The organism is Kitasatospora misakiensis, from assembly GCF_042656005.1.
Classification (GTDB): domain Bacteria; phylum Actinomycetota; class Actinomycetes; order Streptomycetales; family Streptomycetaceae; genus Kitasatospora; species Kitasatospora misakiensis.
On record NZ_JBHSOF010000007.1, the window covers coordinates 122925 to 149881 of the forward strand.

Sequence of the window (26957 nt, forward strand, 5' to 3'; positions counted from 1 at the left end):
TTGGCGCGTTCCGGCGATCCGTGGCTGACCGCATAGAGGCGGTTGTGAAACAGAACCCCGGACTTTGGCGCGTGCCACTTCCGGAAGGTTTTGCATGTCTCTCGTTGACGACGCCCGCTTCGCCATGCCCGCGAGCGAGTCCGCCGCCGATGTCACCACCACCGCCCCCGAGGCCGACGCCGAGCTGATCGCCGCCGTCGACGCCGTCGAGGACGCCACCACCACCGAGGCCACCGAGGCCGCCGACGTCGAGGCCACCGAGGCCGAGGCCGAGGACGCCGCCGAGGCCGAGGACGCCGAGCCGACCATCACCTTCGGCGACCTGGGCCTGCCGGACGACGTCGTCCGCGCCCTCGCCAAGCGCGGCGTCACCACCCCGTTCCCGATCCAGGCCGCGACCATCCCGGACGCCCTGGCCGGCAAGGACGTGCTGGGCCGCGGCCGCACCGGCTCCGGCAAGACCCTCAGCTTCGGCCTGCCGCTGCTGACCCGCCTCGCCGCCGGCGAGCGCACCCGCGCCAAGCAGCCGCGCGGCCTGATCCTCGTCCCGACCCGCGAGCTGGCCATGCAGGTCGCCGACGCCCTGGAGCCCTTCGGCTCGGTGCTCGGCCTGCGCCTCAAGGTCGTCTGCGGCGGTACCTCGATGTCGAACCAGATCTACGCGCTGGAGCGCGGCGTCGACGTCCTGGTGGCCACCCCGGGCCGTCTGCGCGACCTGATCAACCGCGGCTCCGCCAAGCTCGACGACGTTCAGGTCGCCGTCCTCGACGAGGCCGACCAGATGGCCGACATGGGCTTCCTGCCCGAGGTCACCGAGATCCTCGACCAGGTGCCGGCCGGCGGCCAGCGCCTGCTGTTCTCCGCCACCCTGGAGAACGAGATCGACACCCTGGTCAAGCGCTACCTGAACAAGCCGGTCACCCACGAGGTCGACCCGTCGGCCGGCGCCGTGACCACCATGACCCACCACATCCTCGTGGTGAAGCCCAAGGACAAGGCGCCGATCACCAACGCGATCGCCGCCCGCAAGGGCCGCACGATCATCTTCGTCCGCACCCAGATGGGCGCCGACCGCGTCGCCGAGCAGCTCGTCGAGGCCGGTGTGAAGGCCGACGCGCTGCACGGCGGCATGACCCAGGGCGCCCGTACCCGGGTGCTCGGCGACTTCAAGGACGGCTACGTCAACGTCGTCGTCGCGACCGACGTCGCCGCGCGCGGCATCCACGTCGACGGCATCGACCTGGTGCTGAACGTCGACCCGGCCGGCGACCACAAGGACTACCTGCACCGCTCCGGCCGCACCGCCCGCGCCGGCCGCTCCGGCACCGTCGTCACCCTGGTGCTGCCGCACCAGCGCCGCAGCGTCTTCCGCCTGATGGAGGACGCGGGCGTCGACGCCGGCCGCCACATCCTCGACCACGCCTTCGACGCCGAGGTGGCCCGGATCACCGGCGCCCGCTCGCTGGTCGAGGTCCAGGCGGAGAGCGCGGCCAACATCGCCGGCGCCGCCGAGCGCGAGGTCGCCGACATGGGCCGCCAGCTGGAGCGCGCGCAGCGCCGCGCCGCCGAGCTGCGCGAGGAGGCCGACCGGCTGGCCTCGCGGGCCGCGCGCGAGCGGGCCGAGCTGGGCATCGAGGACGAGGCCCCGGCCGCCGAGGGCGAGGGCGCGGCGGAGGCCGCTGCCGCGACCGTGACCGAGCCGGTGGCCGCCACCGAGCCGGTCGAGGAGCGCGCGCCGGCGTACCGCGAGGCGCGCAACGAGCGCCCGGCGTTCAACCGCGACCGTGACCGTGGCGAGCGCGGTGAGCGTGGTGGCTTCAACCGTGACCGTGACGACCGTGGTGGCCGTTCCTTCGGTGACCGTGAGCGCGGTGAGCGTGGCGGTTTCAACCGTGACCGTGACGACCGTGGTGGCCGTTCCTTCGGTGACCGCGACCGTGGCGAGCGCGGTGGCTTCAACCGTGACCGTGACGACCGCGGCGGCCGTTCCTTCGGTGACCGTGACCGCGGCGAGCGCGGTGGCTTCAACCGCGACCGCGGCAGCTTCAACCGTGACGACCGCGGTGGCCGTTCCTTCGGTGACCGTGACCGCGGCGAGCGCGGCGGTTTCAACCGTGACCGTGACGACCGTGGCGGCCGTTCCTTCGGTGACCGTGACCGCGGCGAGCGCGGTGGCTTCAACCGTGACCGTGACGACCGTGGTGGCCGTTCCTTCGGCGACCGTCCGGCCCGCTCCTTCGGTGACCGCCCGGCCTTCGGCCGTGACCGCGACGAGCGCGGCGGCGCCAGCAGCAGCCGTCCGTTCTCCCGCCGTGACGACCACCGCTCCGGTGGCCGTCCGCAGTCCGGCGGTGGCTTCAACCGTGACCGCGACGACCGCGGTGGCCGCTCCGGCGGCTCCAACTCGGGCTTCAACTCCGGCTTCAACCGCGACGACCGCAAGCCGCGCTGGAAGAACTGACGCCGGGTAGCGCCTGACGCGCACCGCACCTCTTGACGGCCACGGGCCCGCTCCGCACCACCGGAGCGGGCCCGTGGCCGTTGGCGTATCCAGGGCGGCCGGCGTGTTGTTCTGCGGCTGAGAATAACCAGTGGCGCCGCGCCTCCCCCATCGCCTACGGTCGGCGCATGAGCAGCAGAATGCGTGAGGTGGCGGCGGTCAACGAGGGCATCGCCGAGCGGGGGAGCTACCGCGCGTCCGGGGGTGAAGCCGTCGATCTGGCCGACCGGTTGGCGGCGGCGCGGGCCGGGACGGTGTCGTACGACCCGGCCGGGCTGGACGCGCTGGTCGCGGCGGGCGGGCCGGGGCCGACGGCGGCGTCCGGCACCGTCGAGGTCACGGCCGAGGGCAGCGTCCAGGCGGCCCGCCGACTGGTCGAGGTCGGGGCGGGGCCGGTCGGGGTGCTGAACTTCGCGTCCGCGCGCAACCCCGGCGGGGGCTATGTGCGCGGCGCCCGCGCCCAGGAGGAGGACCTCTGCCGCAGCGCCCTCCTCTACACCTGCCTGCTGGAGGCGCCGGACTACTACGAGGCCCACCGTGCCTCCGCGGACCTCCGGTACAGCCACCGGGTGATCGTCTCGCCCGAGGTGCCGGTGATCCGGGGCGACGACGGCGGGCTGCTGGCGCGGCCGTACGCCGTGACCTTCCTGACCTCGCCCGCACCGAACGCCGGTCAACTCGCCCTGCGCGCCGCGAAGGAGGGCGGCGGCGGTGACGGGGTGGACGTCCGGGGGGTGCTCGCCGAGCGGGCCGAACGGGTGCTCGCCGCGGCGGCCCGGCACGGGATCCGCGCGCTGGTGCTGGGGGCGTGGGGCTGCGGGGTGTTCCGCAACGACCCGGCGGAGGTCGCGGAGGCGTTCGAGCAGGCGCTGGCCCGGTACGGGGCGGCCTTCGACCGGGTGGTCTTCGCGGTCTGGGACCGGTCGCCGGTCTCGCCGAACCGGGCCGCGTTCGAGGCCCGGTTCGGCGGTCGGGGGGAGGTGGTCTGAGGGGGTCTGAGGTGCTCTGCGGTGGTGGGAGCGGTGCCGCTCAGCCGGCCTTGCGGGTGACGAGCGCGGAGGTGATCGCCGAGGCGGCGGTGACCACCCCGGTGACGGCGAAGACGGACGGCCAGGCGCCGATCTTCTTCGCCAGCGGGTGCGAGCCGCCGAAGGCCACCACGTACAACCCGGTCAGGGCGGCCGCGGCGGGCGCGCCCGAGCGGCGGTTCCACTGCGCGGCGGCGCCCGCGCCGGCCACGGCCAGGACGGCGCCGCCGAGCTGCCGCTTGCCGGTCCACCGGGCGACGCCGTAGCCGCCGACCAGACCGCCGGCCGCGGTCAGCGCGGCGGGTGCGGTGGCCGTGAGCGCGTTCGGGATCCTCGCCATCGTCGACTCCACTTCTCGACTCCCAGACGGATCCGGTGCGGATCCGCGGCGGACTCCTCGGGACCTCCCGGGGTACCCCGGGCTTCCTCGGACTCCTCGGACCTCCGACCATAACCCGACGGCCCCGGCGGCCCGCCTGGGACCTCGGATCCCGGCCCGTGGCCCAGGCGGCCCCCACCACCGACCGGCTAGCGCACCGCCTGGTCGAAGGGCAGCGCGGGCGCCGCCGCCGCGAGCCGGGCCGCCGCCTCGGCCGGCTCAAGCACCCGCTCCAGCCGCAGGTCACCGGGCACCTGCTCGACGAACCGCCCGGCGGCCCAGCTCCGCTCGTAGGGCTGCGGGTCCAGGATCAGGGTCCGCACGCCGTCCACCACGGGGATGTCCTCCGGCATGCCCTCGTTCCAGATCCACCGGCCGTCCGGCGCCACCAGGTTGAACGCGCCGGTCGCGATGAACCGGCGCCCGTCCAGCCACCGGGTGCGGCTGAGCGCGACCACCTCGGGGTCCGGGCGGGTGCCGGGCAGGTGGCCGCCGCCGACGAGCTCCTCGATGAGCAGCGTGTGCAGCTGGAAGTTGTCGGTCAGCCCGTCCATCCGGAGCAGATAGCCGGTGCCGGTCGGGCGGTGCAGGACGAGCAGCGGCTCGTCGTCGAGGGTGGCGAGCAGGTACCGCAGGCCCTTGAGGTCGTGCCGCTCGGACCGCTCGCGGTACCGGTCGACCAGCTCGGCGAGGACGGCGCTCACCCCGGAGCCGCGGGCCGCGCGGCGGACCGCGGCGTGCGAGCAGACGGCGAACGAGGCCCGCTGCCACAGCCCCAGCGTCCACCAGCCGGCCACGGCCCGGTGGGCGTGCCATCCGTCCATCCGACCGGGCTCGGCGATCCGGGCGTGGGCGCGGCCGGGGTCGTCCTCGTCGGGATCCGGCAGGGCGTCCCCGGCGTCCCCGGCGGCCCCCTCACCACCCCCGCCGGTCTCCGCCCACCGGTCGATCAGCAGCAGGGCGCCGCTCAGGGCCTCGCGCAGCCCGGCGAGGACGCCGTCGGCGCAGGCCACCGGGTCGGCGCCGCGCTCCACACAGGCGCCGACCATCATCGCCAGGTGCGCCCGGGGGAACACCGGGGTGTCCAGGAGCAGCGCGGCCAGTCGCGGGCCGACCGCCGCCGACTCCTCGTCGTCGGCGGGCCCGAGCTGTCCGCCCAGCCGGCGCAGCGCCGCGTCGAAGCGCTCACCGCCGTCCGGGTCCGCCGCCAGGCCGGTCACGGCGGCCTCCAGGGAGGCCACCGCCTCGACGAGGGCGGACTGCTGACTGTCCGACGGCCCGCCGGGGCGGCCGTCCTGCGCGGAGTGAGGGTCGAGCACCATTCGCCGCAGCATAGGCGCCCGCCGTCCCGTCACCGCGTCCGGGTCGCCCCACCGGCCGCCGCGCCCCGAGCGGCTCCGCATCAGCCGTACGACGGCTCCGCACCGACCCCGTATCAAGTCCACCACCGCCCCGCCGGCGGCCGAGCGGTGTCCGCCCGACGCCGACCGGGCGTCAGATCCCCGCCCGACTACCGGAAACCCCGGCGCGGACGGCCCGGCGTCCCCCATACTCGCGCGGGTGATCGAGACCAGCACGCCCGCCGCCGGCGCGGCCTCCGCCCCGACCCCCGTCCGCACCGACGCCGCCGAGCCCTCGCTCCGGGCGGCGCCGCTCGAACTCTTCCTCGACCTCGTCTTCGTCTTCACCGTCACCCAGCTGACCGGCAGTCTGGCCCACCACCTCACCCCCGGTGGCTTCACCCAGGTGCTGGTGATGCTGGCGGTGATCTGGTGGATGTACGACGCCTTCATCTGGCTGACCAACGCCATGCCGCCGAGCACCCACGGCCGGCGCGGCCTGCTGATGCTCGCCATGGGCGGCTTCCTGGTGATCTCGCTCTCCGTGCCGCACGCCTTCGAGGGCAGCGGCGTCGCCTTCGGCTGGGCGTACCTGCTGGTGGTGGCCGTGCACACGGGCATGTTCGCGATGTCGGGCGTGGCGCTCGGCCCGGTGCTCCGGATGGGCGGGCTCAACCTGGTCAACACCGGGCTCGTGGTGGCCGGCGGCTACCTCACCGGCTCGGCCCAGCTCACCCTCTGGGCGGGCGCCTTCGCCCTGCAGTTCGCGATACCCCGGCTGGTCGACCTGCCCAGCTTCCAGCTGCGCGCGGACCACTTCGTCGAGCGGCACGGGCTGGTGGTGATCATCGCGTTCGGCGAGTCGGTGATCGCGATCGGCGTGGGCGCGGGCACCGCCGACCTGACCGCCCCGCTGGTGGCCGTCGCGCTGCTGAGCCTGGCCGTCTGCGTGGGGCTCTGGTGGGCGTACTTCGGGCGCGACGACGACACCCGCGCGGAACACCACATGGCCGCGCTGCCCTCCGAGCGGCGCAACCGGCTCGCCGTCAGCGTCTACAACCTGGGCCATTACGGGCTGCTGCTCGGTGTGCTGCTGTTCGCCGCCGGGGTGAAGTCGGCGGTCGCGCACCCGGCGGCGCCGATCACCGCCGCGCAGGCGGCCTCGCTGGCCGGCGGGGTGGCCGTCTTCCTGGTCGTCAACACCGCGGTCCGCCGGACCTTCGCCCTCGGCCCCAACCTGCCGCGTCTGACCGCCGCCGCCGCGGTCGCGGCCGCCACGGTGCTCGGCACCGCGGTCTCGGCGCTGGCCCAGGTCGCCGCGGTCGCGCTCGCCCTGGCCGGCGCCTTCGGCTGGGAGCAGCGGGCCGCGCGGCGGGCCGGACTGTCGGTGCCCGGTGAGACACTCCACGGGTGACCGACCACAAGATCACCGACGGCCGCTACCGGATCCGGAACGTCGCGACCGGCCTGCTGCTGGAGATCCCCGGCGGCAGCCGCCGCAGCGGCGTCAAAGTCCTGCTCGGCCCCGAGGACGGCTCGGACGCCCAGCTCTGGCGGCTGACCGCCGTCCATCCCGGTGGGGCGCTGTTCCACGTCGAGAACGTCGCGGGCGGCAGGCGCCTGGACGTCACCGGGGCCGCGACCGACAACGGCGTGCCCGTCCAGCAGTGGTCCGCCAACGCGTTCGGCGCCCAGGAGTGGCTGGTCGAGCACCATCTCGACGCCCCCGGCACCTGCACCCTCACCAGCTTCATCAGCGGCAAGGCCCTGACCGCCCCGGCGGCTCCGGCCGACCCCGCCGACCCGCCCGTCCCCGTCCACCAGTGGGAGGACGTCGACTCCCCGACCCAGTGGTGGCGCCTGGAGCGCCAGTAGGTCCCGCCGGGTGCCGGGTGCCGGGTGCCGGGCGGTCGCTGCCGCCCGGCACCGCTGGTCGCCTGGTCGCTTGGTCGCCCTACGCCGAGAGGTTGGCGCGGAGGGCGGCGAGGTCCTCGTCAGTGGCGCCGTGGGCGCGCAGGTAGGCGGGGACGGAGTCGTGCTGCTCGCGGATCCAGGCGAAGGAGGAGGCGAGCAACTGCTCCGAGATGGGGCGGGAGATCCGCTCGGTGCCGGTCTCGTCGATGTACGGGGTGGGGCCGTCCAGCAGGCCCAGCCCGGCGTTGGAGCGCAGGAAGTCCGCGGTGATGTCGGCCTCGGAGGCGCCCAGCAGGGACTGGACGACGGCGATGGTGAGGCCGGTGCGGTCCTTGCCGACGGCGCAGTGGACGACGACCGGCAGGGCGCCCGGGGTGCCGAGCCGGCGGATCGCGGCGACCAGCGACGGGCCGGCGGTGGAGGCCATGAACGGGTAGAGCTCCTCCTGGCTCTCCGGCCACGGCCGGTCGGTGTCCTCGCGGTTGGCGGGCAGGGTGGGGAGGCTGAGCGTCTCGTGGTCGAGGCCGTGCCGCACGTCCGGCCAGACCTCCTGTTCGAAGGGGCTGCGCAGGTCGATCACGGTGCGCACGCCCAGGGCCTTCAGCCGCTGGGCGCCCTCCGGGGCGAGCGTGTGGAAGGAGCCGGAGCGGAACAGGACGCCCGGGCGGAGCGAACCGACGCCCCCGGCGTCGCGGAAGTTGCGCACCCCGGGGATGTCGATGAAGGCGGACGGCAGGTCGGCGGCACGGTCCGGCAGGTCGTCGGTCATGGCCCCCACCGTACGGGCGCGGACCGGGCCGGGGGAAGGAAACTGACCGGCTTTCCGATCTTGACCTGAAGCAGACTTCAACTCCTAGAGTCGATCAAGTCGATCAAGTCGAACTGTCCGGCGCCGCCGGGCGGTCGACCGCGGCACGCCCACGGGAGGATCTGTCATGGAGTACTCGCACAGCGACGCCGAACTGGTCAAGCAGCCCATCGGCTACTGGAGCTGGGCGGCCTACAAGGCCGTCGTCACCCAGACCCGTGGCGCGATGGCCGAGCTCGGCACCAACCAGCCGCAGTGGTGGGTCCTCAGCCAGGTCGCCGGCGCCGCGACGCCGATGACCCGCGAGGAGGTGTCCCGCGTCCTGCGCGACTACCTCGACACCGGCGAGGACACCCTGGACGCCGAGATCGGCACCACCGTCGAGCGGGGCTGGACCACCGAGTCCGCCGACGGCCGGCTCCACCTCACCGCCGAGGGCCGGACGTTCTACCACCAGATGGCCGCCGTCCAGGGCAAGCTGCTGGCCGAGCGCCACGTGGGCATCTCCGACGAGGAGTACCTGACCACGCTCAAGGTCCTCCAGCGCTTCATCCACAACACCGGCGGCCAGGCCTGGCACCACTGAGGCCCGGCCACCGGTGGGGGCGTCGGCTCACCGGCCGCCGGAGACGTCCAGGAACGCGCCCGTGGTGTACGAGGAGGCCGGCGACAGCAGGAAGACGATCGCCTCCGCGACCTCCTCCGGCTGCCCGCCGCGCCGCATCGGCAGGTTCGGCGCGACCCGGTCGACCCGGCCGGGCTCGCCGCCGAGGGCGTGGATGCCGGTGTGGATCAGGCCGGGGCGGACGGCGTTGACCCGGATGCCCTCGGCGGCGACCTCCAGGGACAGCCCGCGGGTCATCGAGTCGACGGCGCCCTTCGCCGCCGCGTAGTCCACGTACTCGTTGGGCGAGCCGAGCCGGGAGGCGGCCGAGGAGACGTTGACGATCGCGCCGCCGCGCCCGCCGTGCCGGGTGGACATCCGGCGGACGGCCTGCGCGGCGCACAGGAACGGGCCGGTGATGTTGGCGGCCCAGATCCGGTTGAGCCGGTCCTCGTCGATGTCTTCAAGCCGGCCCTGCTGCTCCAGCGTCCCGGCGTTGTTCACCAGCGCGGTGAGCGGCCCGAGTTCGGCGTCGACGGTGTCGAACAGCCGGGCCACCTCGGCGCTGCGGCTGACGTCGGCGCGGACGGCGAGCGCGGTGCCGCCGGCGGACCGGATCGCGTCCACCACGGCGGCCGCCGCGGCCTCGTCCGTCCGGTAGTTGACGCAGACCCGGTAGCCGCGCCGCCCGGCCAGCAGCGCGGTCGCGGCGCCGATACCGCGCCCGGCCCCGGTGATCAGCACGACGCCGGGCCGCTCGGCTGCCTCGGCCCGGTCGGACGCCACGGACCCTACGGACAGTTCGGAATCGTTCGAGGTCGACATGCCCGCACCCTACGCGAGCCCCGCCGGCGCGCCGAAACGGCCGCTACCCCTCCGAACTCGCCCGCAGGGCCGCGATCCTGGGTGCCCGGCTCTTCGGCGAGTCCAGGCCGAACCCGCGGGCGTCCCCCAGCTCCGAGCGGACGAACTCCTCCGTCCGCGCCACCGCCGCCCGCAGTTCGGCGTTGGACGGCACGAAGGACAGGTGGACGATCTCGGCGCGCTCGGGGTCGTACTCCCAGCAGCCGACGATCCGCCCGCGGTCCAGCACGATGTGCGTCTGCGGATCGGCCTCGGTGCCGAAACTCCGCCCGGCCCGGTCGGGCGGCAGCGGGCGGGCCGCGTCGGCCGGGTCGACCAGCCGGGCCAGCTCACGGTGCAGCAGATGGATGCCGTCGATGCCGGCCAGCAGCGTGTAGCGCGGCTCGTCCGGAACGGTGAACTCCGCGAAGGCGTCCAGGAGTTCGGGCAGCATCAGCAGCTCCGAACCGGGCGCCGCCGGCACCGCGCCCGCCTCGGCGAGGGCCTGCCGGGCGGTCGCCGCACCGAAGCCCGAGAACCACCGGAAGTGCTTCAGCGAGGCCGGTCCGGCCCAGGCGAGGTAGCGCCGGGCCAGGTCCGCCGCACTGCCGCCGACCGGCTGGTCCCAGCGCGCGTAGCCGTACCGCTGCTGGTCCAGGCGCCCGTTGACCGGTACCCGGCGCACCTGCCCGCGGGACTGCATCAGCCCGAGCGCCAGCGGCAGCGTGGTGGACAGTCCGCGCTTGCGCCCCGGCTCGCCCAGCGTCCGGACGGCCTCGCCGACCGCCACCCGGATCGCCGCCGGGTCCAGCGGTCCGGGCGCCTCGGCGAGCGCCCGGTCCACCGCCAGGCAGAGCCGCTCGACCTCGCCCCCGGTCACCCCCAGGTGCCTCGTGGCCGCGGCCACCTCGCCCTCGGGCGCCGCCGCGCCGGCCGCCAGGGCGAGCGCGAAGTCCTCGGCCGGGACGATGTAGGTGCAGCCGCGCGCGGCGGGCAACTCGTGTACCTCCAGCCCGGCCACCGCCGCGTCCACCGCCGCCCGGCCAAGACCGGCCCGGGCGAACAGGCCCAGGTACGGCGCCGCGCCGCCCACCGACCGGGCCCACCCGGTGGCCGCCAGCACCTCGCCGGCGGTCGCCCCCGGACGCGCGCCGTCCAACCACTGCCGGTGCGCCCACCAGGCCCGCAGCTTCTCCGTGCTGATCCCCGTGCTGATTTCCGTGCTGATCGTCGTGCCGATCTCCGGGCCCTGTCCGTGCCCGCCGCGTGCCCTCGCCATGCGGCCCAGTATCGGCCCGCCGCCCCCGCCGCCCCGGAATTCGCTGGCCCGGCGCGGCCCCGGCCCGGCAGACTCCTGCGGACCGGCTGGCGAGAGGAGCCCCCGATGACCGACCGACCCACCGACCCGCCCGGCAGCGTCCTGCTGTCCGGCATCGTCGGCTCGACCGCGTACGGGCTGGCGCACGCCGGCTCCGACATCGACCGGCTAGGCCTGTTCGCCGCCCCGACCACGGGCTTCCACGGCCTGCACCGCCCTGCGGAGTCGCACGTCTCCACCGCCCCGGACCGCACCCTGCACGAGGCCGCCAAATGGTGCCGCCTCGCGCTCAGTTGCAATCCCACCGCCTCCGAGCTGGTCTGGCTGCCCGACGACCTCTACGAGGTGCGCAGCCCGCTCGGCGAGGAGCTGATCGCGATACGCCGCTCCTTCCTGAGCGCCCGGGCCGTGCGCAACGCCTATCTCGGCTACGCCACCCAGCAGTTCCGGAAGCTGCTGACCCGCGACACCTCCGAACCGGCCACCCGGGCCCGGGCCGCCAAGCACGCGCGCCACCTGGTCCGGCTCCTCGACCAGGCCGTCCACCTGCACGAGTCCGGCCACAACCTGGTCCGGCTGCCCGACCCGGAGCGCGTCCGCGAGCTCGGCGAGCAGATCGCTGCCGACCCCGCCCGGGCCGAACGCCTGCTCGCCACCGCCGCCGACCGCCTCGACCGCCCCGGCGTCCTCCCGGAGCACCCCGACGAGCGCCCCGCCGAAGCCTGGCTGCACCGCGTCCGCGCCGCCCACTGGACACCCGAGCCGGACCCCACCGGGTAGGATCGCGGCGGCCCGCCACCTCCCCGGCCGCGGGCCACGGGCCGCTAGCTCAATTGGCAGAGCTGCGGACTTTTAATCCGTAGGTTCAGGGTTCGAGCCCCTGGCGGCCCACCGCGAAAGACCAGATCAGAAGCGTCGGCGCTTCAGACTTTGATCACTGTCGCCAGGTTGCCGCAGAGCGCCGTGATGGACTCGGGGTCGGAGGTGAGGATCGTGGCGGGGCCCGGTGCGGCGAGGGCGGTGGCGGCGAGCATCGCGTCGATCGCGTACTTGTGGCCGTGCAGTCCGGAGGCGGTGAGCAGGCCGGCCGCGTGACGGGCGATGCTCTCCGTGATCGGCTCGACGACGAGGCGGGAGAGCGTCCATTCGAGGGCCGCCCGGTTGATGCGCGGGTGGATGACCTCGACGAGGGTGGCGGCGCTGGTGATCACTCGGAGATCGTCCGCCCGGGCGAGCGCGAGCCAGGAGGTCACCTCCCGGTCCCGCAGGACGGCCTTGGCGAGCCCCTCGCTGTCCAGTACGAGGGTGCCTCCCGGCGCGGCGGCGTCCCGGCTCATGCGGCGCCCGCGCTCGGGGCGTGCTGCTCGTCGCGGGTGCGGCGCAGCAGGTCGCGGCGCTGCTGGACCTCCTCGTCGGTGATCGGACCGTGTTCGGCCTCCGCGACGGCGATGATCTCGTTGAGGTTGTCCCGTTCGATCTGGCGGGCGACGGCGGCGGCGACATAGGCGGACAGCCCGGACGGGCCGCTGCGGGCCCGGGCCGCCTCGGCGATGTCGCGCGGCATCGTGATCGAGTACTTCTGGGTGGGCTCGCTCATGCTCCTTATGCTACCGCTCATGCTCCGCGTTCTCGGGCTACACGGGAACAGGCCAGTGGCGCCGCCGGGGGGCGACGCCACTGGTGCGGGGCCTCTCTTCAGGTGTTCACCTGTTCACCGTCGGATCAGCTGTGGCGTCCCGGGTGGCGGTAGGCGACCAGGCACAGGAGCAGACCGCCGAGGACGGCGAGGCCGCCGAGTGCCGCGATCAGGCCGTCGGCGGTGGAGCTGCCGGTGTCCGGCAGGGGTTCGCCGGTCGGCTTGTGGGAGTGGCTGTGGGTGGGGCTCGGCACCGTGGACGCGCTGCTGGTGGTGGTCGTGGGCGAGGTGGCCGAGGTGGGCGAGGTGGGCGAGGTGGACGAAGAGGATGAGGTGGCCGAGGGGGACGAGGACGTCGGGGACGCGGTCGGGGAGGAGGTCGGCGAGGAGGTCGGCGAGGGGGAGGCCGTCGGGGACGGGGAGGAGCTCTGGAGCACGATCCCCATGTCGAGGTCGAGGTTGCGCTGGCCGCCCGACACGGTGACGGTCTGGGTCAGGCCGGTGGCGGGGTCGGCGTCGGAGTCCTTGGCCGGGTCGGTGCCGGCGCCGCGGCGGGTGACCTTGGCGCCCGGCGGCAGCGTGCTGAGGTCGAACCGCACCTGGTAGGTGCCGTCCGGCAGCTTGTCGAAGAGGTAGCGGCCGTTGGTGTCGGTGACGGTGGTGACCGGTCGGCCGTCCTTGTCCCGTACGGGCTGGCCGTTGCCGTCGAGGAGGCTGACCTTGACGCCGGCCACGCCGGTGTCGCCGGGCTTCTGGACGCCGGACCCGTCCTTGTCGACCCAGACGAAGTCACCGACGGCGTTGTTCGACTCGGCGACCCGCTTCACCGCGACACCGACCTTGGCCGGTTCGGCGGGCAGCAGCTGACGGCCGTCGTTGTCGGTGGCGGTGAACGCGAAGCTGTTCCAGGCGTACTCGGTGTCCGGCGCGTCGTACGGCGCGACCATCGGCCAGGTCAGCGTGAAGGACTCGCCCGAGGCCATCGTGCCGGCCCGGTGGACGCGGAACCAGGTCGCCGTCCCCGGAGCGGGGAAGGTCGTGCTCCACACCGCGTTCGCGTTGCAGCCCGTGCGGTCGACGAGCACGCTCTCGACGCAGGGGTTGGCGTCGGTGGTGTACTCGATCACCACGGTCGGGTCGCTGCCGACGATGGGCTCGCTCAGCGACGGGTCCCAGGTGCTGCCGCGCTGCGCGTCCTGGGTGAGGACGTAGTTGTCGCCCGGCGTGGGCAGCTCGTCGTAGGCGATGAAGTCGCTGACCGGGTCCGGCGAGTCGTTGCGCACGGTCATCCGGTAGGAGATCCGGCCGCCGGGCGTGGTGCTGCCGATGCTGAGGTAGTCGGCGTCGAGGTCGCCCTTCACCTCCTTGAAGGACCGCAGCACGCTCGGCACGTCCACCTGGATCTTGGAGGAGGCGTGGCAGAGGATCTCGGCGGTGTCGCCGTTGCCGTTGAGGTCCAGGACGTCCGGGGTGCTGCCGCTGTCCGAGCCGCCGTACATGCAGGCGACCGGGGCGGTCGGCCGGTCGACGGTGACGTAGACGTCGTTGGTCAGCTCACCGGAGCGGATGCTGTCGGCGACCTGGACGTCGAAGAGCATCCGGTAGGCCAGCGCGTCGTGCAGGTAGGTCGAGTCGGGCGCGCCGGCGGGCCACTGCATCTTCAGCAGCTGGCGGCCGTCGGGGCCGGGGGTGACGGTGATCGACTCGGGGGCCTTGGCGTCCGGGTAGCTCGGGTCGGGCCGGGCGGAGCCGTCGAGGTAGACGACGCCGGGCGGCAGCAGGTCGAACAGGACCAGCGGGCGGTCCAGGTCGCGGGCGCTGCGGTTGTAGGGGATCACCTGGAAGGTGGCCTTGCCACCGGGGGCGGACACCTCGCCGGCGACGGTGGTCTTGGCCGCGCCGAGGTTGGCCGCCCGGGTGATGGTGGTACTGGCGCAGGCGTTGGCACCGGCGTTGTCGGTGCCGTCGGTGGCGGTGGTGTCCACGCAGTTGGTCAGCGGGACGGGGGCCGCCCGCCCGTCGTGGCCGGGGGTGGCGACCTGGGTGACCAACTGCGCCGAGCCGCCCGGGCTCCAGCCGGTGGGGATGGGGCCGTTCCAGGTGAACTGCAGGCCGTCGAGCCGGCGGCCGGCCGGGATGCCGATCGCGTCGTTGGCGGGGTTGCCGGCGCCCTCTCCGAAGGTGAACCAGCGGCGGGTGGAGCCGTCGAGCGGGTTGCTCGGGGTGAAGGTCAGCCAGGTCGGGTCGCCGTCGAGCCGGTACTGGAGGGTGAGCCGGATGCTGTTCGGGTTCCACGCCTCCAACTGGATGGCCTGGGGGTAGAGCCAGTTGTAGAGGTTCTCGGTGGTGCCGGCGCCGGGGTCGGTGATGGTCAGGCTGGTCGCCGGGGCGGCGGTGTTGGTGGCGAACAGGCTGAGGCTGTTGAGGTCGCCGGAGACGACCTTGTCGTTCCACACCTTGCCGGCGGTCACCGCCACGCCGGTGGCCGGGGGCCGGAACTGGCCGGTGGTGGTGGAGGCGCTGTCCAGCGTGGTCTCGCCGTCGGGGCCGATCGGGTCGCCCAGCAGGTCGACGCCGTTGGTGGACGTGGTGCCGTTGGGGAAGTCGCTCTCCGGGTAGTACACGACCAGCGCGCCGGGGAGCCGGCAGCCGCCGCGGCCGTTGCCGGAGACGAACGGGCCGATGTCGTAGCCCCAGGTGTTGGGACCGGGGGCCATCTGGGTCCAGCCCGGCGAGCGGCCGGTGTCCACCACCGCGCCCGGCGCCAGGGTGTCGAACAGCCGGCTGGTGTCCAGGTCGACGTTGGGCACGTTGTCGGTGGCGCACGCGCTGAACTGGTAGGTGACGGTGCGCCCGTCCTGGCTGCTGGTCTGGACGCCCTTGGTCACCTTGTACTGCGGCTGGACCACGGCCCTGGTGGTGGCGCTCGCGTTCTGCGAGGTCTCACCGGTGGCGCTCATGGTGGCCGTGTTGGTGGAGCCGGCGCCGTTGGGGGTGGTGAAGTTCGGGTACTTCATCACCACCGTGATGGTGGCGGTGGTGCCCGGGCTGAGGTTCTGCAGCTTGATGTTCATCGTGCCGCCCATCGCGCCCGGGGCGGGCACGGTGGAGGCGGCCTGGTCGACCGAGGAGAGGTCGGGGGTCCAGCCGACGAACTGCATGTTCGACGGCAGGGTGTCGAGGATCTGTCCGCCGGTGCACTCGGTGATGGAGCACGTGTAGCGGAGGGTGTAGGTGACGTTCTCCCCCGGGGAGGCGGTCGCCTTGTCCACGCTCTTGGTGAAGGAGATGGCGGCCTGGGCCGGTGGCGCGAGCAGGCCGCCGCCCAGGAGGGTTCCTCCTAGGAGGGCGAGTACCGAGGCGATGCGCCCGGTCCGGAAGGAAATACGCATACCGGACAGTTGATCCGACCGCCTCGACCGACTCCCGGCGACGCGAGGACGGGTGACGGCGTTTCACCTTGTCAGACGAGCGTCAAATCCCACGGCTCGGGCGGCGAGGTCCGGCCGGGCGAACCTCGTAGACGGCGCGGATCAGTGGGGCTCCGGCTTGGTGTGGAGGACGTCGCGGGCCTGCTCGGCGGCGCGGCTGATGCTCTCGCCGACGAAGTCCATGAAGCGGGCGATGTTCTCCAGCCGGACGGCCGCCGGGGTGCCCGAGCCGAGGATGCCGACGCCCTGCCGGGCGGTCTCGGCGAACCGGGCGTTGGCCTGGGCGGCGGCGATCATCGACTGGTACCAGACGTCGCCGTCGACGAGGTAGCGCTCGCGCCGGCGTTCGTCGCGTTCGCGGCGGACGAGGCCCTGGCCTTCGAGGAAGGCGACCGCCTTGGAGACGGACGCCGGGCTCACCTGGAGGCGCTGGACGAGTTCGGCCGCCGTGACGCTGCCGGCGTCGGAGGTGAACAGGCAGGTCAGCACCCGGGCCATCATCTTGGGCAGGCCCTGCTGCATCAGCAGGGTGGTGAACGCCTCCTCGTACTCGCGGACGGCCTCGGCGTCGCGCCCGGGTGTCTGCTCGGGCGGCTGCGGCCCGCGGGGGGCGGCCTGCCGGCGCCGGTGGGCGCGGCGCTCGGTGGCGCGGTGGGCCAGGTCGGCGCGGTAGGCGGTGGGGCCGCCGTTGCGCATCACCTCGCGGGTGACGGTCGAGGTGGGGCGCTCCAGGCGTCTGGCGATCTCCGCGTAGGCGAGCCCGTCGGCCACCCCCAGGGCGATCTGCTGGCGTTCCTGCTGGGTGAGTCGGCCTCCCGGCACGGGGTCTCCCTTCACGTCGATCCGGCGTCCGCAGCATAGCGTTCACACACCATCAATGCAACGATCAATGGGCCTGACGTTGCATTGAAAGATGATTTGTTGCAACGATATTCATGCTTTCACCTGCACTGACGCATGTTTTGCGCAACAAGCCAATTGCCGGATAATCGAACGCAACGTAGCTTTTGCGATGTCGAAAACGACAGCGGAACGACCTCCACAGGAGATCACCACCATGCAGAAGTTCGCCACCACCGCCCCGATCAGCGCCGTCCTGGACATCGCCGCCGGGCGCGTCCAGCTCATCGCCGCGGACCGTGCCGACGCCACCGTCGAGGTGCGGCCCGCCGACCCGGCCAAGGGCCGCGACGTCCGGAGCGCGGAGCAGACCACGGTCGAGTACACGGACGGCGTCCTGCGGATCCGCACCGCGCCCGGCGGCCGGCTCGTCGGTGCCGCCGGCGCCGTGGAGATCACCGTGCAGCTGCCCGTCGGCTCCGGCGTCGAGGCGAGGTCCGACAGCGCCGAGCTGCGCGCCGTCGGCCGCCTCGGCGACCTCGCCTTCGACGGCGCGTACCGCCGGATCAAGATCGACGAGGCGGCGAGCGTCCGCCTCACCGCGATCGACGGGGACGTCGAGATCGGCCGGCTCAACGGCCCGGCGGAGGTCAGCACCGCCCGCGGCGACATCCGGATCGCCGAGGCCGTGCGCGGCGCCGTGGTGCTCAGCACCCAGTCCGGCGACATCGCGGTGACCGCCGCCGCCGGTGTCTCGGCCGCGCTGGACGCCGGCACCGGCTACGGCCGGGTCGACAACGCCCTCCGCAACGACGGCGCCGCCGAGCTCGCGATCCGTGCCACCACCGCGCACGGTGACATCACCGCCCGCAGCCTCTGAACCGGACGCGGCCGGTGAAGCGGACAGGGCCCCCGGGGAGTGTGCGCCCCACCCGCCCCCCGGCGGGCGGGGCGGGTCAGGCGGCCACGGCCGTGGGCGTCGGCACGAGTCGGCCGTCGGCGAGGGTGAGGACGTCGTCGACCGCGTCGAGGGCGGCGTGGTCGTGGGTGATCAGGAGCGTGGTGCGGCCGCGGGTGGCGTCGAGGACGTCGGCGAGAACGGCGGCGGCGGTGTCCGGGTCGAGGCCCTCGGTGGGTTCGTCCAGGACGAGCACCGGCGGGTCGGCGAGCAGGGCGCGGGCGAGCAGCAGCCGCCGGCGCTGGCCTCCGGACATGGTGGCGCCGTCCCCGCCGAGCATGGTCTCCCAGCCGTCGGGCAGGGAGTCGATCCAGTCGAGCAGCCGGGCCCGGCGGGCCGCCTCGCGCAGTTCCCCGTCGGTGGCCTCGGGGCGGGCCAGCCGCAGGTTGGCCCGGATCGTGGTGTGGAAGACATGGGCGTCCTGGGTCATGCCGGTGATCACCCGGCGGACGTCGGCGCCCGCGCAGTCCCGCAGTTCCCGCCCGCCGACCCGGATGCTGCCGCCCTCGTACGGGACGAACCGCATCAGCGCGGCGATCAGGGTGGACTTGCCGGAGCCGCTGGCGCCCACCAGCGCGACCCGGCGGCCGGGCGGCAGGCGCAGGCTGACGCCGTCCAGCGCGGCCGGTCCGTCCGGGCGGTGACGCACTCGCAGGTCGGTGATCTCCACGCCGAGCGGCCCGTCGACGGGGAGCGGGGCCGGGTCGGCCGGGTCGGTGACCGGGGCCGGGGAGTCCATCAGGTCGGCGAGGCGACGGGCCGAGGCCCAGACGTCGGCCAGCCGGCGGGCGGCGGCGGGCAGGGCGGCCAGGGCGTCGAAGGAGACCAGGGCGAGCACCGCGAGGACGGTGAGCTGGACGGCGGGCAGCCGGCCGTCCGCGTGCGCGCGCAGGCCGAGCCAGGTGACGGCGACCGTGGCCGCCGCCTGGAACAGCAGGATCACCGCGGCGGCGAGCGAGGTGGTCAGGGCCCGGCGGCGCTCCAGGGCGGCGATCCGGGCGGTGGCCGCCGAGGTCCGGGCATGGGCGCGGCCCCGGGCGCCGTACGCGGCGAGGTCGGCCGCGCCCCGGGTCAGGTCGACGGTGAGCGCGGCGAGTTCGGCGCGGGCGGCCTTCTCCGCGCGGCCGGCCCGGCGGGACAGCGCGAGCACCAGGGCGGGCACCAGCAGACCCGCGACGGCCAGCAGTACACCGAGCAGCAGCCCGGCCGGGGGGAGCAGGGCCAGCGCGGTGCCGGTGGCGGCCGCGGCGACCAGGCCGGCGGCGGTGACCGGGATCAGCACCCGCAGCAGCAGGTCCTGCGCGGCGTCGACGTCGTCGACCAGGCGGGTCAGCAGGTCGCCGCTGCGGAAGGCGGGGGTGCCGGCCGGGGCGAGCGGGACTAGCGCCTCGTACACCCGGGCGCGGAAGCCGGCGACGGCGCGCAGCACGCCGTCGTGCCCGAGGAGGCGGTCGGCGTAGCGCAGGGTGCCCCGGCCGAGGGCGAGGGCGCGGACGGCGACGATGGCGACGGCGACGGCGGAGATCGGCGGCTGTTCGGCGGCGCGGGTGATCAGCCAGGCGGCGGTGGCCATCAGCGCGGCGCCGCTGAGCTCGCTGCCGGCGGCGGCGAGGACGGCCGGCAGCAGTCGGCGCCAGTGCGGCAGCAGGTGGCCCAGCAGTCGGACGGTCGGCCGGGCGGCGAGGGAGCCGGGGGTGGCCGGGCGGCGGGCCGGGGCGGCGGGATCGGCTGGACTGGCTGGACTGGCTGGACTGGCGGGATTGGCGGGATCGGGCATCGGGGCTCCGGGGGCGAGCGGGCGGGGCGCGGGCGCGGCGGTCGGGCCGCTCGCGGCGGGGCGGCTCATGAGCGGACCAGCCCGGCGAGGTCCGCGGCGTCCGGCCGGGGCGGGGCGGTCTCCAGGACCCCCGCCCGGACGGTGAGGATCCGGTCGGCGTGCGGCAGCAGGCCGGTCCGGTGGGCGACCACGATCGCGGTCCGCCCGCGCATGAGCTCGGCGGTGGCCCGGGTGACGGCGGCCTCGCTCTCCGGGTCGAGGTGGGCGGTCGGCTCGTCGAGCAGCAGGATCGGCGCGTCCTTGAGGAAGGCGCGGGCCAGCGCGATCCGCTGGCGCTGGCCTGCGGAGAGTCCGGCGCCGTGCTCGCCGAGCACCGTGTCGTAGCCCTGCGGCAGCGCCTCGACGAAGCCGTCGGCGGCGGCGGCCCGGGCGGCGGCCCGGACCTCGTCCTCGGTAGCGTCGGGGCGGCCGAGGCGGATGTTGTCGGCGACGGAGGCGGCGAACAGGTGCGGGCGCTGCGGCACCCAGGCCACCTGGGCGAGCCAGGCCTCGGGGTCGAGCGCGGCGAGGTCGGTGCCGTCGACCAGCACCCGGCCGGATCCGGGGGTGACGAAGCCGAGCAGGAGCGCGAGCAGGGTGGACTTGCCGGCGCCGCTCGGGCCCACCAGGGCCAGGTGCTCGCCGGGGTGGACGGTGAGCGAGACGGCCGCGAGGGCGGGTTCGGCGCGGTCGGGGTGGTGGACGGTGACCCCGTCGAGGCGCAGCCGGGCGGTGCGGGCGTCGGGGACTGGAACGGACCCGGCGCCCGTCGCAGGACCGCCGTCCGCGCCGTCCTCCTCGCCGTCGAGGACGGCGAAGACCCGCTCGGCCACCGTGATGCCCTCGGCGCTGTCGTGGAAGGCCGCGCCCGCCGCCCGCAGCGGCAGATAGGCCTCGGGGGCGAGGAAGAGCACCACCAGGGCGGTGCGCAGGTCGAGTTCGCCGCCCAGCAGCCGCAGCCCGACCGGGACGGCGACCAGGGCCACCGACAGGGTGGCGACCGTCTCCAGGACGAGGGAGGAGAGGAAGGCCACCCGCAGGGTGCGCATGGTGGCCCGCCGGTGGGCGTCGGCCATCTCCCGGACCACGCCGACCTGGTGGCGTTCACGGCCGAACGCGCGCAGCGTCGGCAGCCCGGCGACGACGTCCAGGAAGTGGCCGCCCAGCCGGGCCAGCAGCCGCCACTGCCGGGCGGTGCGCTGTGCGGTGTGCAGGCCGACCAGCGCGCCGAACACCGGGATCAGCGGGAGGGTGATCACGATGATCAGCGCGGAGGTCCAGTCGGCCAGGCCGAGCCGGACCACGACCACCAGCGGGACGACGGCGGTGGCGGCCATGGTGGGCAGGTAGCCCGTGATGTACGGGTCCAGGGCGTCGAGGCCGCGGGTGAACAGGGTGGCGGTCTCGCCGTGCCGGCCGGCGGCGAGGCGCCGGGGGCCGGTGTCCCGCAGCCGTTCGGCGATGCGGTCGCGCAGGGTGCGCTTGGCCTCGGCGGCGGCCTGCTGGGCGAGGGCGCCGCGGGCCCAGGCCAGCAGGCCGCGCAGGGCGAGGACGGTGCCGAGCGCGGTGAGTGCCGCCGTCCACGGGCCGCGCCCGGCGAAGCCGTCGGCGAGCAGGCCGGCGAGGAGTTCGGCCTGGCCGAGGACGAGCCCGGCGCCCAGCAGGGCGAGTCCGGTGGAGATGGTCAAGTGGCGCCGGAGCGCCGGGATTTCGCGCCGCAGGCGGCGTTCGACCGGCTTCATCCCGTGGTCCTCCCGTGGTTGCGCCGGACGGTTGGTCGCGCCGGACGGTTCGTCGCGTCGGACAGTTCGTCACGCCGAACGGCCGTCGGCCGGCAGCGGTTCGGCTGCCGGCCGACGCCCGTCGGTCAGAAGTAGCTGGGGTGGCGTCGGCCGGTGCGGCCGCGGAACGCCCACCAGCTCCAGGCCTGGTAGGCGAGGATCACCGGGACGATCACCACGCCGAACCCGATCAGCAGCTTCAGGGTGGCCCCGTCGGCGACGGCCTCGTCGACGGTGATCCCGCCGCCGGAGGAGGCGGACAGCAGGTACGGGTACTGGCCGGCCCCGATCAGCAGCACCGGCAGCGCGGTCGCGACGCAGGTGGCGGCGAAGGCCAGGACGTCGTTCCCGCGGGTCAGGTACCACCAGCCGGCTCCGAGGGCCGCCACGACGAGGGCGAACAGGACCGCCGAGGTGGCCGTCTTCGTCATCGAGGCGCCGACCCCGAACACCGAGAGCAGCAGGGCGAGGGCGCCCGCGGCGCCCGCCGCGGCGATCAGGGTGGCGCCCAACCGCCGGGCGTTGGCGGCGAGTTCGGGCTCCGAGCGGAGCGCGACGAAGGCCGCCCCGTGTCCGGCGAAGAGCAGGGCGGTGGCCACCCCGCAGGTCAGCGCGAACGGCGAGAACACCTCGCCGAGGCCGACGTGGAAGGAGCCGTCCGCCCGACGGGGCACGCCGTGCAGCAGCAGTCCGACCACGATCCCCCAGCAGACGGCGGGCAGGGCGCCGCCGAACACCACCAGGGCGTTCCAGCGGCGGACCGCCCGGGGGCTGCGGGACCGGCCGCGCAGCTGGATCGCGGCGTTGCCGAGCACCAGGCCGACCAGGATCGCCACGATCAGCGGGTAGAGGCCGGAGAGCAGGCTGCCCTCCAGGTGCGGGAAGGCACCGAACATCACGCCGGCGAAGGCGACCAGCCAGACCTCGTTGCCGAGGAAGAACGGGGCGATCGCGTCGAGCGCGGCGTTCCGTTCGGCGTTCTGCCCGCCCGGCTCGGCGTTCGGCCCGCCCGGTCGGGCGTCCGGCCGGCCGCCGCCGTCGGCGGAGCCGAGGAACGGCGACAGCATCTGGGTGCCGTAGTCGTAGCCGCCGAGCACGAAGTAGCCGGCGAGCAGCAGGCCGAGGAGGGCCAGCCAGAGGGTCTCCAGGCTCATGTAGCCCAACCTTCCGTCACGTCAGGGGAGTTCATCGCGGTGCGGGGGCGGTCGGCCGGCTCAGAAGGCCGGGACCGGCTGCTTCTCGTCGGCGCCGCCCGCACCGGGCAGCTCGTCGGTGAGCGGGTCGCCGGCGCCGAGCTGGGCGCCGTCCGGACCGCGGCGGGCGAAGCGGGTGATCAGCGTCCAGTTGGTCACCGCGAGGGCGAGGAAGATGGCGATGAACACCGTGCAGGACACCATCAGGGAGCCCTTGCCGACGTTCGAGAGGGCGTCGTCGACGGTCAGTTCGCCGTAGACGAGCCACGGCTGGCGCCCGATCTCGCGCACCACCCAGCCGCCGACCGAGGCGATGAAGGGCAGCGGGATGATCGCGGTCATCAGGTAGGCGAGCCAGCGCTTGCGCACCAGCAGGTCCTTGATCAGCAGGAAGACCGCGATGAAGGTGATGGTCGAGACCGTGTTGCCGAGGAGGGTCATCAGGTCCATCGAGTTCTTCACCCAGCTCTCCCAGGCCACGTAGTTCCCGGGGCCGTGCTCGGCGACCGCCTGCGCCTGCGCCGCGGCGACGTCGCCGCCCGCCAGGATCGCGGCCTTGACCGGCTGGGTCCGCTCGATGACGGGCACCTGCAGGTTGCCGACGATGATGACGAAGAAGGAGGAGAGCATGCTCACCCAGACGCCCAGGCGCAGCGAGCTCCGGAAGAGCTCGGTCTCCTTGGTGCCCTTGGCGAAGTGCCAGGCGCTGACGCCGGCGACGAAGATGCCGCCGGTGGTGAGCGCGGCGAGCGCGATGTGGCCGAGCGCCACCTGGGCGTTGGCGTTGGTGATCAGCGCCCCGAAGTCGGTCAGGTAGGCGGCGCCGTCGCGCACCTCGTAGCCGACCGGGTGCTGGAGGAAGCCGTTGGCGACCAGGATCCAGAACGCCGAGAGGTACGCGGTCAGCGCGACCAGCCAGATCAGCGCCACGTGCACGCCGCGGCGCAGCCGGCCCCAGCCGAAGATCCACATGCCGAGGAAGGTGGACTCGGCGAAGAACGCGATGAGCGTCTCCAGGGCCAGTGGCGCGCCGAAGACGTTGCCCGCGAACTTGCTGAGTCCGCTCCAGCTGAGGCCGAACTGGAACTCCATGACGAGGCCGGTGACGATGCCGACCGCGTAGTTGATGACGTAGAGCTGGCCCCAGAAGCGAGTCATGCGCTCCCGGATCGCGCGTTTGGCGAGGTCCCGGGTGTACGCGGCGCGGGTGTGCATGAACGCCACGATGGGGACCAGCCCCATGGTGAGGATCACGAACAGCCAGTGCACGCTGGTGGTGGCCGCGAACTGGAGTCGGGCCAGATCCGCAGCGCTCATGATGCGACCTTCCTGGGGGGCGCGGTTGGCCTCCGGGTCGGCGGACGGATGGGGTGGAAGGGGGGAGAGGGTAAGGGGGAGGGTTCCTCGCTTCGCGTTGTGCAGGTGGCGGGCATCGCTGCCCGCCACCTGTACGACGAACCCCACCGAGGACGTTAGGTGAGAAGTGCTTATGCCTTCCAAGACCGGTTTTGCTATGTATGGATAACCCGTCAGGCATCAGCAGAGGTGAACCGTGGATTTGCTGCAACTGCGCTACTTCCAGGCCGTCGCCCGTTTCGAGCACATCAGCCGCGCCGCCGAGGAGCTGAACGTCGCCCAGCCCTCGCTCAGCCGCACCATCGCCCGGCTGGAGGCCGAGCTGGGCTCGCCGCTCTTCGACCGGCAGGGCCGGCGGATCCGGCTCAACCAGTACGGCGCGGTGTTCCTCCGGCACGTCGACCGCGCGCTGAGCGAACTCGACGACGGGCGGCGGGCGTTGAGCGAGGCCCGGGAGACCGGGCTCGGCCGGGTCGGGGTGGCCTCCGAGACCCTGCTGACCGTGGCCCATCTGATGGGCAGCTTCCGGGCCGCCTTCCCCGGCGCCGAGGTGCGGCTCTTCCAGTCGAACGTGGAGGAGATGGACCGCCAACTGCGGGCCGGTGAGGTCGACTTCTGCGTCGCCTCGCAGCCGCTGGCCGCCGCCAACCTGGAGACCGTCGAGCTGCTGCGGGAGGAGGTGCTGCTGGCCGTCCCCCGCGGGCACTGGCTGGACGGCCGGGAGAGTGTCACGATCGCCGAGATCGCCGACGAGCCGTTCGTCACCACCCGCCGCGGCAACTGGCAACGCGCCCTGCTGGACCGGCTGTTCGCCACCGAGGGGCTCACCCCGCGGCTGTCCTGCGAGGGGGACGAGCCCGGGGCCAGCCAGGACATGATCAGCACCGGTCTCGGCATCGGCCTCATCCCGGCGATGTCCCGGCTGGCCGGCACCGAGTCGCACGTCCCGGTGGCCTGGGTGCACGTGGCCGCGCCGAACTGCTACCGGGTGCTCACCCTGGTGTGGAACCGGGACGCCTACCTCTCCGAGGCGGCCCGCCGGTTCCGTGAATTCACCACCAGCAGGCCTCTGATGACGCACCGTCGGCCAGATCCCCGGCTCGGCCGCGAGTCGGTCTGAGCGCCGTGGCGCGCGGATGATCGATCCTGGTGTGCCCCGGGCTCCTTTGCTACGCTCAAGCGCGCTGCCGTGTCCCTGGCCGAGGGCGTCGCGTGTCCGAATGGCCGGTATGAGATGGCGGGTTGGCAGGCACAGCGCGGTCCTGCGGCAACCATCGGCGGCGTCGTCCCACCTCCATTCGTCACTTCACCGGTGCTCGTGTTTCGGCGTGCCCTCGTGCGCGTGTCCGAGCGCCATCGAGGAGCTTCGTCATGCCCAAGATCACGTATGTCGCCGTGGACGCGGCCCAGCGCACGGTCGACGTCCCCGCCGGCACCAGCGTCATGCGCGGCGCCGTCTTCAACGACATCGACGGCATCGTCGCCCAGTGCGGCGGAAACCTGCAGTGCGCCACCTGCCACGTCTACGTCGACGAGGCGACCCTCGACAAGCCGGAGCCGATCCGGCCGGACGAGAACGACATGCTGGACTTCACCGCCTGCCCGCGTCGCCCCAACAGCCGCCTCAGCTGCCAGCTCACCGTCACCGAGGCCCTGGACGGCCTGATCGTGCACCTGCCCGAGCGGCAGAAGTGATGACCGAGGACGCGCACCCCGCATCGGTCGTCATCGTCGGAGCCGGCCAGGGCGGCTACCAGACGGCCGCCTCACTGCGTGAACACGGTTACCGCGGACGTCTGGTCCTCATCGACGCGGAGGATGAACTCCCCTACGAGAGACCACCGCTGTCCAAGGCCTACCTCAAGGGGGAGGCGGACGAGGCACAGCTGTGGCTGCGGCCGGTGAGCTACTACGCGCGCCAGTCGATCGAACTGGTCGCCGGATCGGTGACGGCGGTCGACCCGGCCGCCCGCACCGTCCGGCTGGCCGACGGCTCGGTGTTCGAGTACGGCCACCTCGTCCTGGCCACCGGGGCCACCCCGCGGACGCTCGGCGTGCCGGGCGCCGGACTGCGCGGCGTGCACACCCTGCGCACCGCGCAGGACGCCGCCGCGCTGCGCTCCTCGCTCGGCGCGGCCCGGCACGCGGTGGTGGTCGGGGCCGGGTTCATCGGCCTGGAGTTCGCCGCGGCGGCCCGCCGGGCGGGCTGCGAGGTGACGGTGGTCGAGGCCCTCGACCGGCCGCTGGCCCGGGTGGTCTCGGCCCGCACCGCCGAACACTTCACCCGGCTGCACCGGCGGGAGGGCTCCCGGATGGTGTTCGGCCAGGGGGTCGCCGCGCTGCACGGCGACGACCGGGGCGCGGTCGCCGAGGTGGAGCTGGCCGACGGCGCCCGGCTGCCGGCCGACCTGGTGCTGGCCGGGATCGGGGTGATCCCGCGCACCGGGCTGGCGGCCGCGGCCGGCCTGCGGGTGAGCGGCGGCATCGTCGTCGACGCCCAGCTGGTGACCAGCGACCCGCACATCTCGGCGATCGGCGACTGCGCGGCGTTCCCGCAGGTGCGCTCGGGCAACCGGCTGCGGCTGGAGTCGGTGCAGAACGCCGTCGGCCACGCGGAGTTGGTGGCCGCGCGGCTGACCGGCGAGGCCCGCGGCTACCGCGACCTGCCGTGGTTCTGGAGCGACCAGTTCGCGACGACCGTGCAGATCGCCGGCCTGGACGAGGGCCACGACACCGAGGTGGTGCTCGGCGAGGACCCGGACGCCTTCTCGGTGCTGCTGTTCCGGGGCGGCGAGCTGCAGGCGGTGGAGTCGGTCAACCGGCCCACCGACCACCTCGCGGCCCGGCAGCTCCTGGACCGCGGTGTGTCGCTGAACCCGGCCGACGCCGCCGTCCCCGGCTTCACGCTCCGGGACCACCTCGCGAGCCACCGCGGCGGGTCCGTCGTACCGGTGGGCTGACCGGCGGGCTGAGCAGTGGGATGACCAGCGGGCCGACCGGTCAACCGACCGGTCGGCCCGCTGTGGCCGGTACTCGTTGCCCCGCGCCCGCCGCGACGCACCGCGGCGCCGGCGCCGGGCAACGGAACAAAGGATTCCGAAAACACCGGCCCCACTGCTTCCGAATGAGCCCCCAAAGAACAACCGTTTTTTTATTGCCGGACAGTTTTCGGCCATGGCGGGACCGGGCCCGCCGGGTCCGAACCTTCACAC

Annotated in this window: 23 protein-coding genes and 1 tRNA gene; 11 read left to right on the forward strand and 13 right to left on the reverse strand. The window is 74.0% G+C overall.

Features of this window, described 5'->3' with window-relative positions:
• The first annotated feature begins 94 nt into the window (after nucleotides 1–94).
• Together ACFP3U_RS08555 and ACFP3U_RS08560 are read left to right on the forward strand one after the other, a co-directional pair.
• Complete coding sequence (locus ACFP3U_RS08555; RefSeq protein WP_380224672.1) at nucleotides 95–2461, forward strand: DEAD/DEAH box helicase; 2367 nt, start codon at nucleotides 95–97, stop codon at nucleotides 2459–2461.
• A gap of 167 nt (nucleotides 2462–2628) precedes the next feature.
• Nucleotides 2629–3489, forward strand: a complete 861-nt coding sequence (locus ACFP3U_RS08560) for a TIGR02452 family protein (RefSeq protein WP_380224673.1) — start codon at nucleotides 2629–2631, stop codon at nucleotides 3487–3489.
• Between the two features lie 40 nt (nucleotides 3490–3529).
• Here the strand turns inward: ACFP3U_RS08560 and ACFP3U_RS08565 are convergent, their stop codons facing one another.
• Nucleotides 3530–3868, reverse strand: coding sequence for a hypothetical protein (locus ACFP3U_RS08565; protein ID WP_380224674.1), 339 nt, complete (start codon nucleotides 3866–3868; stop codon nucleotides 3530–3532).
• 188 nt (nucleotides 3869–4056) lie between these two features.
• Nucleotides 4057–5229 carry a hypothetical protein gene (locus ACFP3U_RS08570; RefSeq protein ID WP_380224675.1) on the reverse strand — a complete coding sequence of 391 codons (1173 nt, stop codon included), beginning with the start codon at nucleotides 5227–5229 and terminating at the stop codon, nucleotides 4057–4059.
• Between the two features lie 238 nt (nucleotides 5230–5467).
• Between ACFP3U_RS08570 and ACFP3U_RS08575 the strand changes: the two genes are divergently transcribed.
• Both ACFP3U_RS08575 and ACFP3U_RS08580 read left to right on the forward strand, forming a co-directional pair.
• The gene (locus ACFP3U_RS08575) at nucleotides 5468–6661 is read left to right on the forward strand and encodes a low temperature requirement protein A (RefSeq protein WP_380224677.1); all 1194 of its coding nucleotides are present in this window, start codon (nucleotides 5468–5470) and stop codon (nucleotides 6659–6661) included.
• A complete protein-coding gene (locus ACFP3U_RS08580; RefSeq protein WP_380224678.1) occupies nucleotides 6658–7122 on the forward strand; it encodes an RICIN domain-containing protein in 465 nt (154 codons plus the stop codon). The genes ACFP3U_RS08575 and ACFP3U_RS08580 overlap by 4 nt, the downstream gene beginning before the upstream one ends.
• A gap of 79 nt (nucleotides 7123–7201) precedes the next feature.
• Here ACFP3U_RS08580 and ACFP3U_RS08585 read toward each other — a convergent pair whose 3' ends face one another.
• Complete coding sequence (locus tag ACFP3U_RS08585; RefSeq protein WP_380224679.1) at nucleotides 7202–7930, reverse strand: tyrosine-protein phosphatase; 729 nt, start codon at nucleotides 7928–7930, stop codon at nucleotides 7202–7204.
• 166 nt (nucleotides 7931–8096) lie between these two features.
• Here ACFP3U_RS08585 and ACFP3U_RS08590 point away from each other — a divergent pair, with 166 nt between their 5' ends.
• The gene (locus tag ACFP3U_RS08590; protein WP_380224680.1) at nucleotides 8097–8555 is read left to right on the forward strand and encodes a MarR family winged helix-turn-helix transcriptional regulator; all 459 of its coding nucleotides are present in this window, start codon (nucleotides 8097–8099) and stop codon (nucleotides 8553–8555) included.
• A gap of 27 nt (nucleotides 8556–8582) precedes the next feature.
• Here ACFP3U_RS08590 and ACFP3U_RS08595 read toward each other — a convergent pair whose 3' ends face one another.
• Both ACFP3U_RS08595 and ACFP3U_RS08600 read right to left on the reverse strand, forming a co-directional pair.
• Entirely contained in the window at nucleotides 8583–9398 is an 816-nt protein-coding gene (locus ACFP3U_RS08595) for an SDR family oxidoreductase (protein WP_380224681.1), read from the reverse strand.
• A 43-nt stretch (nucleotides 9399–9441) separates the two neighbouring features.
• A complete protein-coding gene (locus ACFP3U_RS08600; RefSeq protein ID WP_380224682.1) occupies nucleotides 9442–10695 on the reverse strand; it encodes a DNA glycosylase AlkZ-like family protein in 1254 nt (417 codons plus the stop codon).
• Nucleotides 10696–10800: 105 nt separating this feature from the next.
• Between ACFP3U_RS08600 and ACFP3U_RS08605 the strand changes: the two genes are divergently transcribed.
• Complete coding sequence (locus ACFP3U_RS08605; RefSeq protein ID WP_380224683.1) at nucleotides 10801–11514, forward strand: nucleotidyltransferase domain-containing protein; 714 nt, start codon at nucleotides 10801–10803, stop codon at nucleotides 11512–11514.
• Nucleotides 11515–11552: 38 nt separating this feature from the next.
• Nucleotides 11553–11625, forward strand: a tRNA-Lys gene (locus ACFP3U_RS08610).
• A 32-nt stretch (nucleotides 11626–11657) separates the two neighbouring features.
• Here the strand turns inward: ACFP3U_RS08610 and ACFP3U_RS08615 are convergent.
• From ACFP3U_RS08615 to ACFP3U_RS08630, 4 genes are all read right to left on the reverse strand, one after another.
• Nucleotides 11658–12071: a PIN domain-containing protein gene (locus ACFP3U_RS08615; protein ID WP_380224684.1), complete on the reverse strand. Its 414-nt coding sequence runs from the start codon at nucleotides 12069–12071 to the stop codon at nucleotides 11658–11660.
• Nucleotides 12068–12331 (reverse strand): CopG family transcriptional regulator, encoded by a 264-nt coding sequence (locus tag ACFP3U_RS08620; protein ID WP_380224685.1) that lies wholly within the window; start codon nucleotides 12329–12331, stop codon nucleotides 12068–12070. Before ACFP3U_RS08620 ends, ACFP3U_RS08615 begins: the two co-directional genes overlap by 4 nt.
• Nucleotides 12332–12456: 125 nt before the next feature.
• On the reverse strand, nucleotides 12457–15762 hold the full coding sequence (locus ACFP3U_RS08625) for an SdrD B-like domain-containing protein (protein ID WP_380224686.1): 3306 nt from the start codon (nucleotides 15760–15762) through the stop codon (nucleotides 12457–12459).
• Nucleotides 15763–15903: 141 nt separating this feature from the next.
• A complete protein-coding gene (locus ACFP3U_RS08630; protein ID WP_380224687.1) occupies nucleotides 15904–16623 on the reverse strand; it encodes a helix-turn-helix domain-containing protein in 720 nt (239 codons plus the stop codon).
• A 235-nt stretch (nucleotides 16624–16858) separates the two neighbouring features.
• Here ACFP3U_RS08630 and ACFP3U_RS08635 point away from each other — a divergent pair, with 235 nt between their 5' ends.
• Nucleotides 16859–17521, forward strand: a complete 663-nt coding sequence (locus ACFP3U_RS08635; RefSeq protein ID WP_380224688.1) for a DUF4097 family beta strand repeat-containing protein — start codon at nucleotides 16859–16861, stop codon at nucleotides 17519–17521.
• A 76-nt stretch (nucleotides 17522–17597) separates the two neighbouring features.
• On the opposite strand, the gene cydC is transcribed toward ACFP3U_RS08635, so the two are convergent.
• The 4 genes from cydC to ACFP3U_RS08655 all read right to left on the reverse strand — a co-directional run bounded on the left by cydC (nucleotide 17598) and on the right by ACFP3U_RS08655 (nucleotide 23706).
• Nucleotides 17598–19445, reverse strand: coding sequence for a thiol reductant ABC exporter subunit CydC (cydC, locus tag ACFP3U_RS08640; RefSeq protein ID WP_380224689.1), 1848 nt, complete (start codon nucleotides 19443–19445; stop codon nucleotides 17598–17600).
• Nucleotides 19442–21157 carry a thiol reductant ABC exporter subunit CydD gene (gene cydD / locus ACFP3U_RS08645; RefSeq protein WP_380224691.1) on the reverse strand — a complete coding sequence of 572 codons (1716 nt, stop codon included), beginning with the start codon at nucleotides 21155–21157 and terminating at the stop codon, nucleotides 19442–19444. The genes cydC and cydD overlap by 4 nt, the downstream gene beginning before the upstream one ends.
• Before the next feature lie 125 nt (nucleotides 21158–21282).
• The gene (locus tag ACFP3U_RS08650) at nucleotides 21283–22350 is read right to left on the reverse strand and encodes a cytochrome d ubiquinol oxidase subunit II (protein ID WP_380224692.1); all 1068 of its coding nucleotides are present in this window, start codon (nucleotides 22348–22350) and stop codon (nucleotides 21283–21285) included.
• A 60-nt stretch (nucleotides 22351–22410) separates the two neighbouring features.
• Entirely contained in the window at nucleotides 22411–23706 is a 1296-nt protein-coding gene (locus ACFP3U_RS08655; RefSeq protein WP_380224693.1) for a cytochrome ubiquinol oxidase subunit I, read from the reverse strand.
• 235 nt (nucleotides 23707–23941) lie between these two features.
• On the opposite strand from ACFP3U_RS08655, the gene ACFP3U_RS08660 reads away from it, so the two are divergent.
• From ACFP3U_RS08660 to ACFP3U_RS08670, 3 genes are all read left to right on the forward strand, one after another.
• Nucleotides 23942–24865 (forward strand): LysR family transcriptional regulator, encoded by a 924-nt coding sequence (locus ACFP3U_RS08660; RefSeq protein ID WP_380224694.1) that lies wholly within the window; start codon nucleotides 23942–23944, stop codon nucleotides 24863–24865.
• A gap of 251 nt (nucleotides 24866–25116) precedes the next feature.
• Complete coding sequence (locus ACFP3U_RS08665; protein WP_380224695.1) at nucleotides 25117–25440, forward strand: 2Fe-2S iron-sulfur cluster-binding protein; 324 nt, start codon at nucleotides 25117–25119, stop codon at nucleotides 25438–25440.
• The gene (locus ACFP3U_RS08670) at nucleotides 25440–26705 is read left to right on the forward strand and encodes an NAD(P)/FAD-dependent oxidoreductase (protein WP_380224696.1); all 1266 of its coding nucleotides are present in this window, start codon (nucleotides 25440–25442) and stop codon (nucleotides 26703–26705) included. The genes ACFP3U_RS08665 and ACFP3U_RS08670 overlap by 1 nt, the downstream gene beginning before the upstream one ends.
• Nucleotides 26706–26957 lie beyond the last annotated feature (252 nt).

Bases quoted from the DNA above. Each gene is read 5' to 3' on its own strand.
- ACFP3U_RS08565 (WP_380224674.1), bottom strand. From the start codon at position 3,868: ATGGCGAGGATCCCGAACGCGCTCACGGCCACCGCACCCGCCGCGCTG.
- ACFP3U_RS08570 (WP_380224675.1), bottom strand. From the start codon at position 5,229: ATGGTGCTCGACCCTCACTCCGCGCAGGACGGCCGCCCCGGCGGGCCG.
- ACFP3U_RS08585 (WP_380224679.1), bottom strand. From the start codon at position 7,930: ATGACCGACGACCTGCCGGACCGTGCCGCCGACCTGCCGTCCGCCTTC.
- cydD (WP_380224691.1), bottom strand. From the start codon at position 21,157: ATGAAGCCGGTCGAACGCCGCCTGCGGCGCGAAATCCCGGCGCTCCGG.
- ACFP3U_RS08665 (WP_380224695.1), top strand. From the start codon at position 25,117: ATGCCCAAGATCACGTATGTCGCCGTGGACGCGGCCCAGCGCACGGTC.
- ACFP3U_RS08620 (WP_380224685.1), bottom strand. From the start codon at position 12,331: ATGAGCGAGCCCACCCAGAAGTACTCGATCACGATGCCGCGCGACATC.
- cydC (WP_380224689.1), bottom strand. From the start codon at position 19,445: ATGAGCCGCCCCGCCGCGAGCGGCCCGACCGCCGCGCCCGCGCCCCGC.
- ACFP3U_RS08655 (WP_380224693.1), bottom strand. From the start codon at position 23,706: ATGAGCGCTGCGGATCTGGCCCGACTCCAGTTCGCGGCCACCACCAGC.
- ACFP3U_RS08650 (WP_380224692.1), bottom strand. From the start codon at position 22,350: ATGAGCCTGGAGACCCTCTGGCTGGCCCTCCTCGGCCTGCTGCTCGCC.
- ACFP3U_RS08555 (WP_380224672.1), top strand. From the start codon at position 95: ATGTCTCTCGTTGACGACGCCCGCTTCGCCATGCCCGCGAGCGAGTCC.
- ACFP3U_RS08615 (WP_380224684.1), bottom strand. From the start codon at position 12,071: ATGAGCCGGGACGCCGCCGCGCCGGGAGGCACCCTCGTACTGGACAGC.
- ACFP3U_RS08605 (WP_380224683.1), top strand. From the start codon at position 10,801: ATGACCGACCGACCCACCGACCCGCCCGGCAGCGTCCTGCTGTCCGGC.
- ACFP3U_RS08595 (WP_380224681.1), bottom strand. From the start codon at position 9,398: ATGTCGACCTCGAACGATTCCGAACTGTCCGTAGGGTCCGTGGCGTCC.
- ACFP3U_RS08670 (WP_380224696.1), top strand. From the start codon at position 25,440: ATGACCGAGGACGCGCACCCCGCATCGGTCGTCATCGTCGGAGCCGGC.
- ACFP3U_RS08635 (WP_380224688.1), top strand. From the start codon at position 16,859: ATGCAGAAGTTCGCCACCACCGCCCCGATCAGCGCCGTCCTGGACATC.
- ACFP3U_RS08625 (WP_380224686.1), bottom strand. From the start codon at position 15,762: ATGCGTATTTCCTTCCGGACCGGGCGCATCGCCTCGGTACTCGCCCTC.
- ACFP3U_RS08600 (WP_380224682.1), bottom strand. From the start codon at position 10,695: ATGGCGAGGGCACGCGGCGGGCACGGACAGGGCCCGGAGATCGGCACG.
- ACFP3U_RS08560 (WP_380224673.1), top strand. From the start codon at position 2,629: ATGAGCAGCAGAATGCGTGAGGTGGCGGCGGTCAACGAGGGCATCGCC.
- ACFP3U_RS08590 (WP_380224680.1), top strand. From the start codon at position 8,097: ATGGAGTACTCGCACAGCGACGCCGAACTGGTCAAGCAGCCCATCGGC.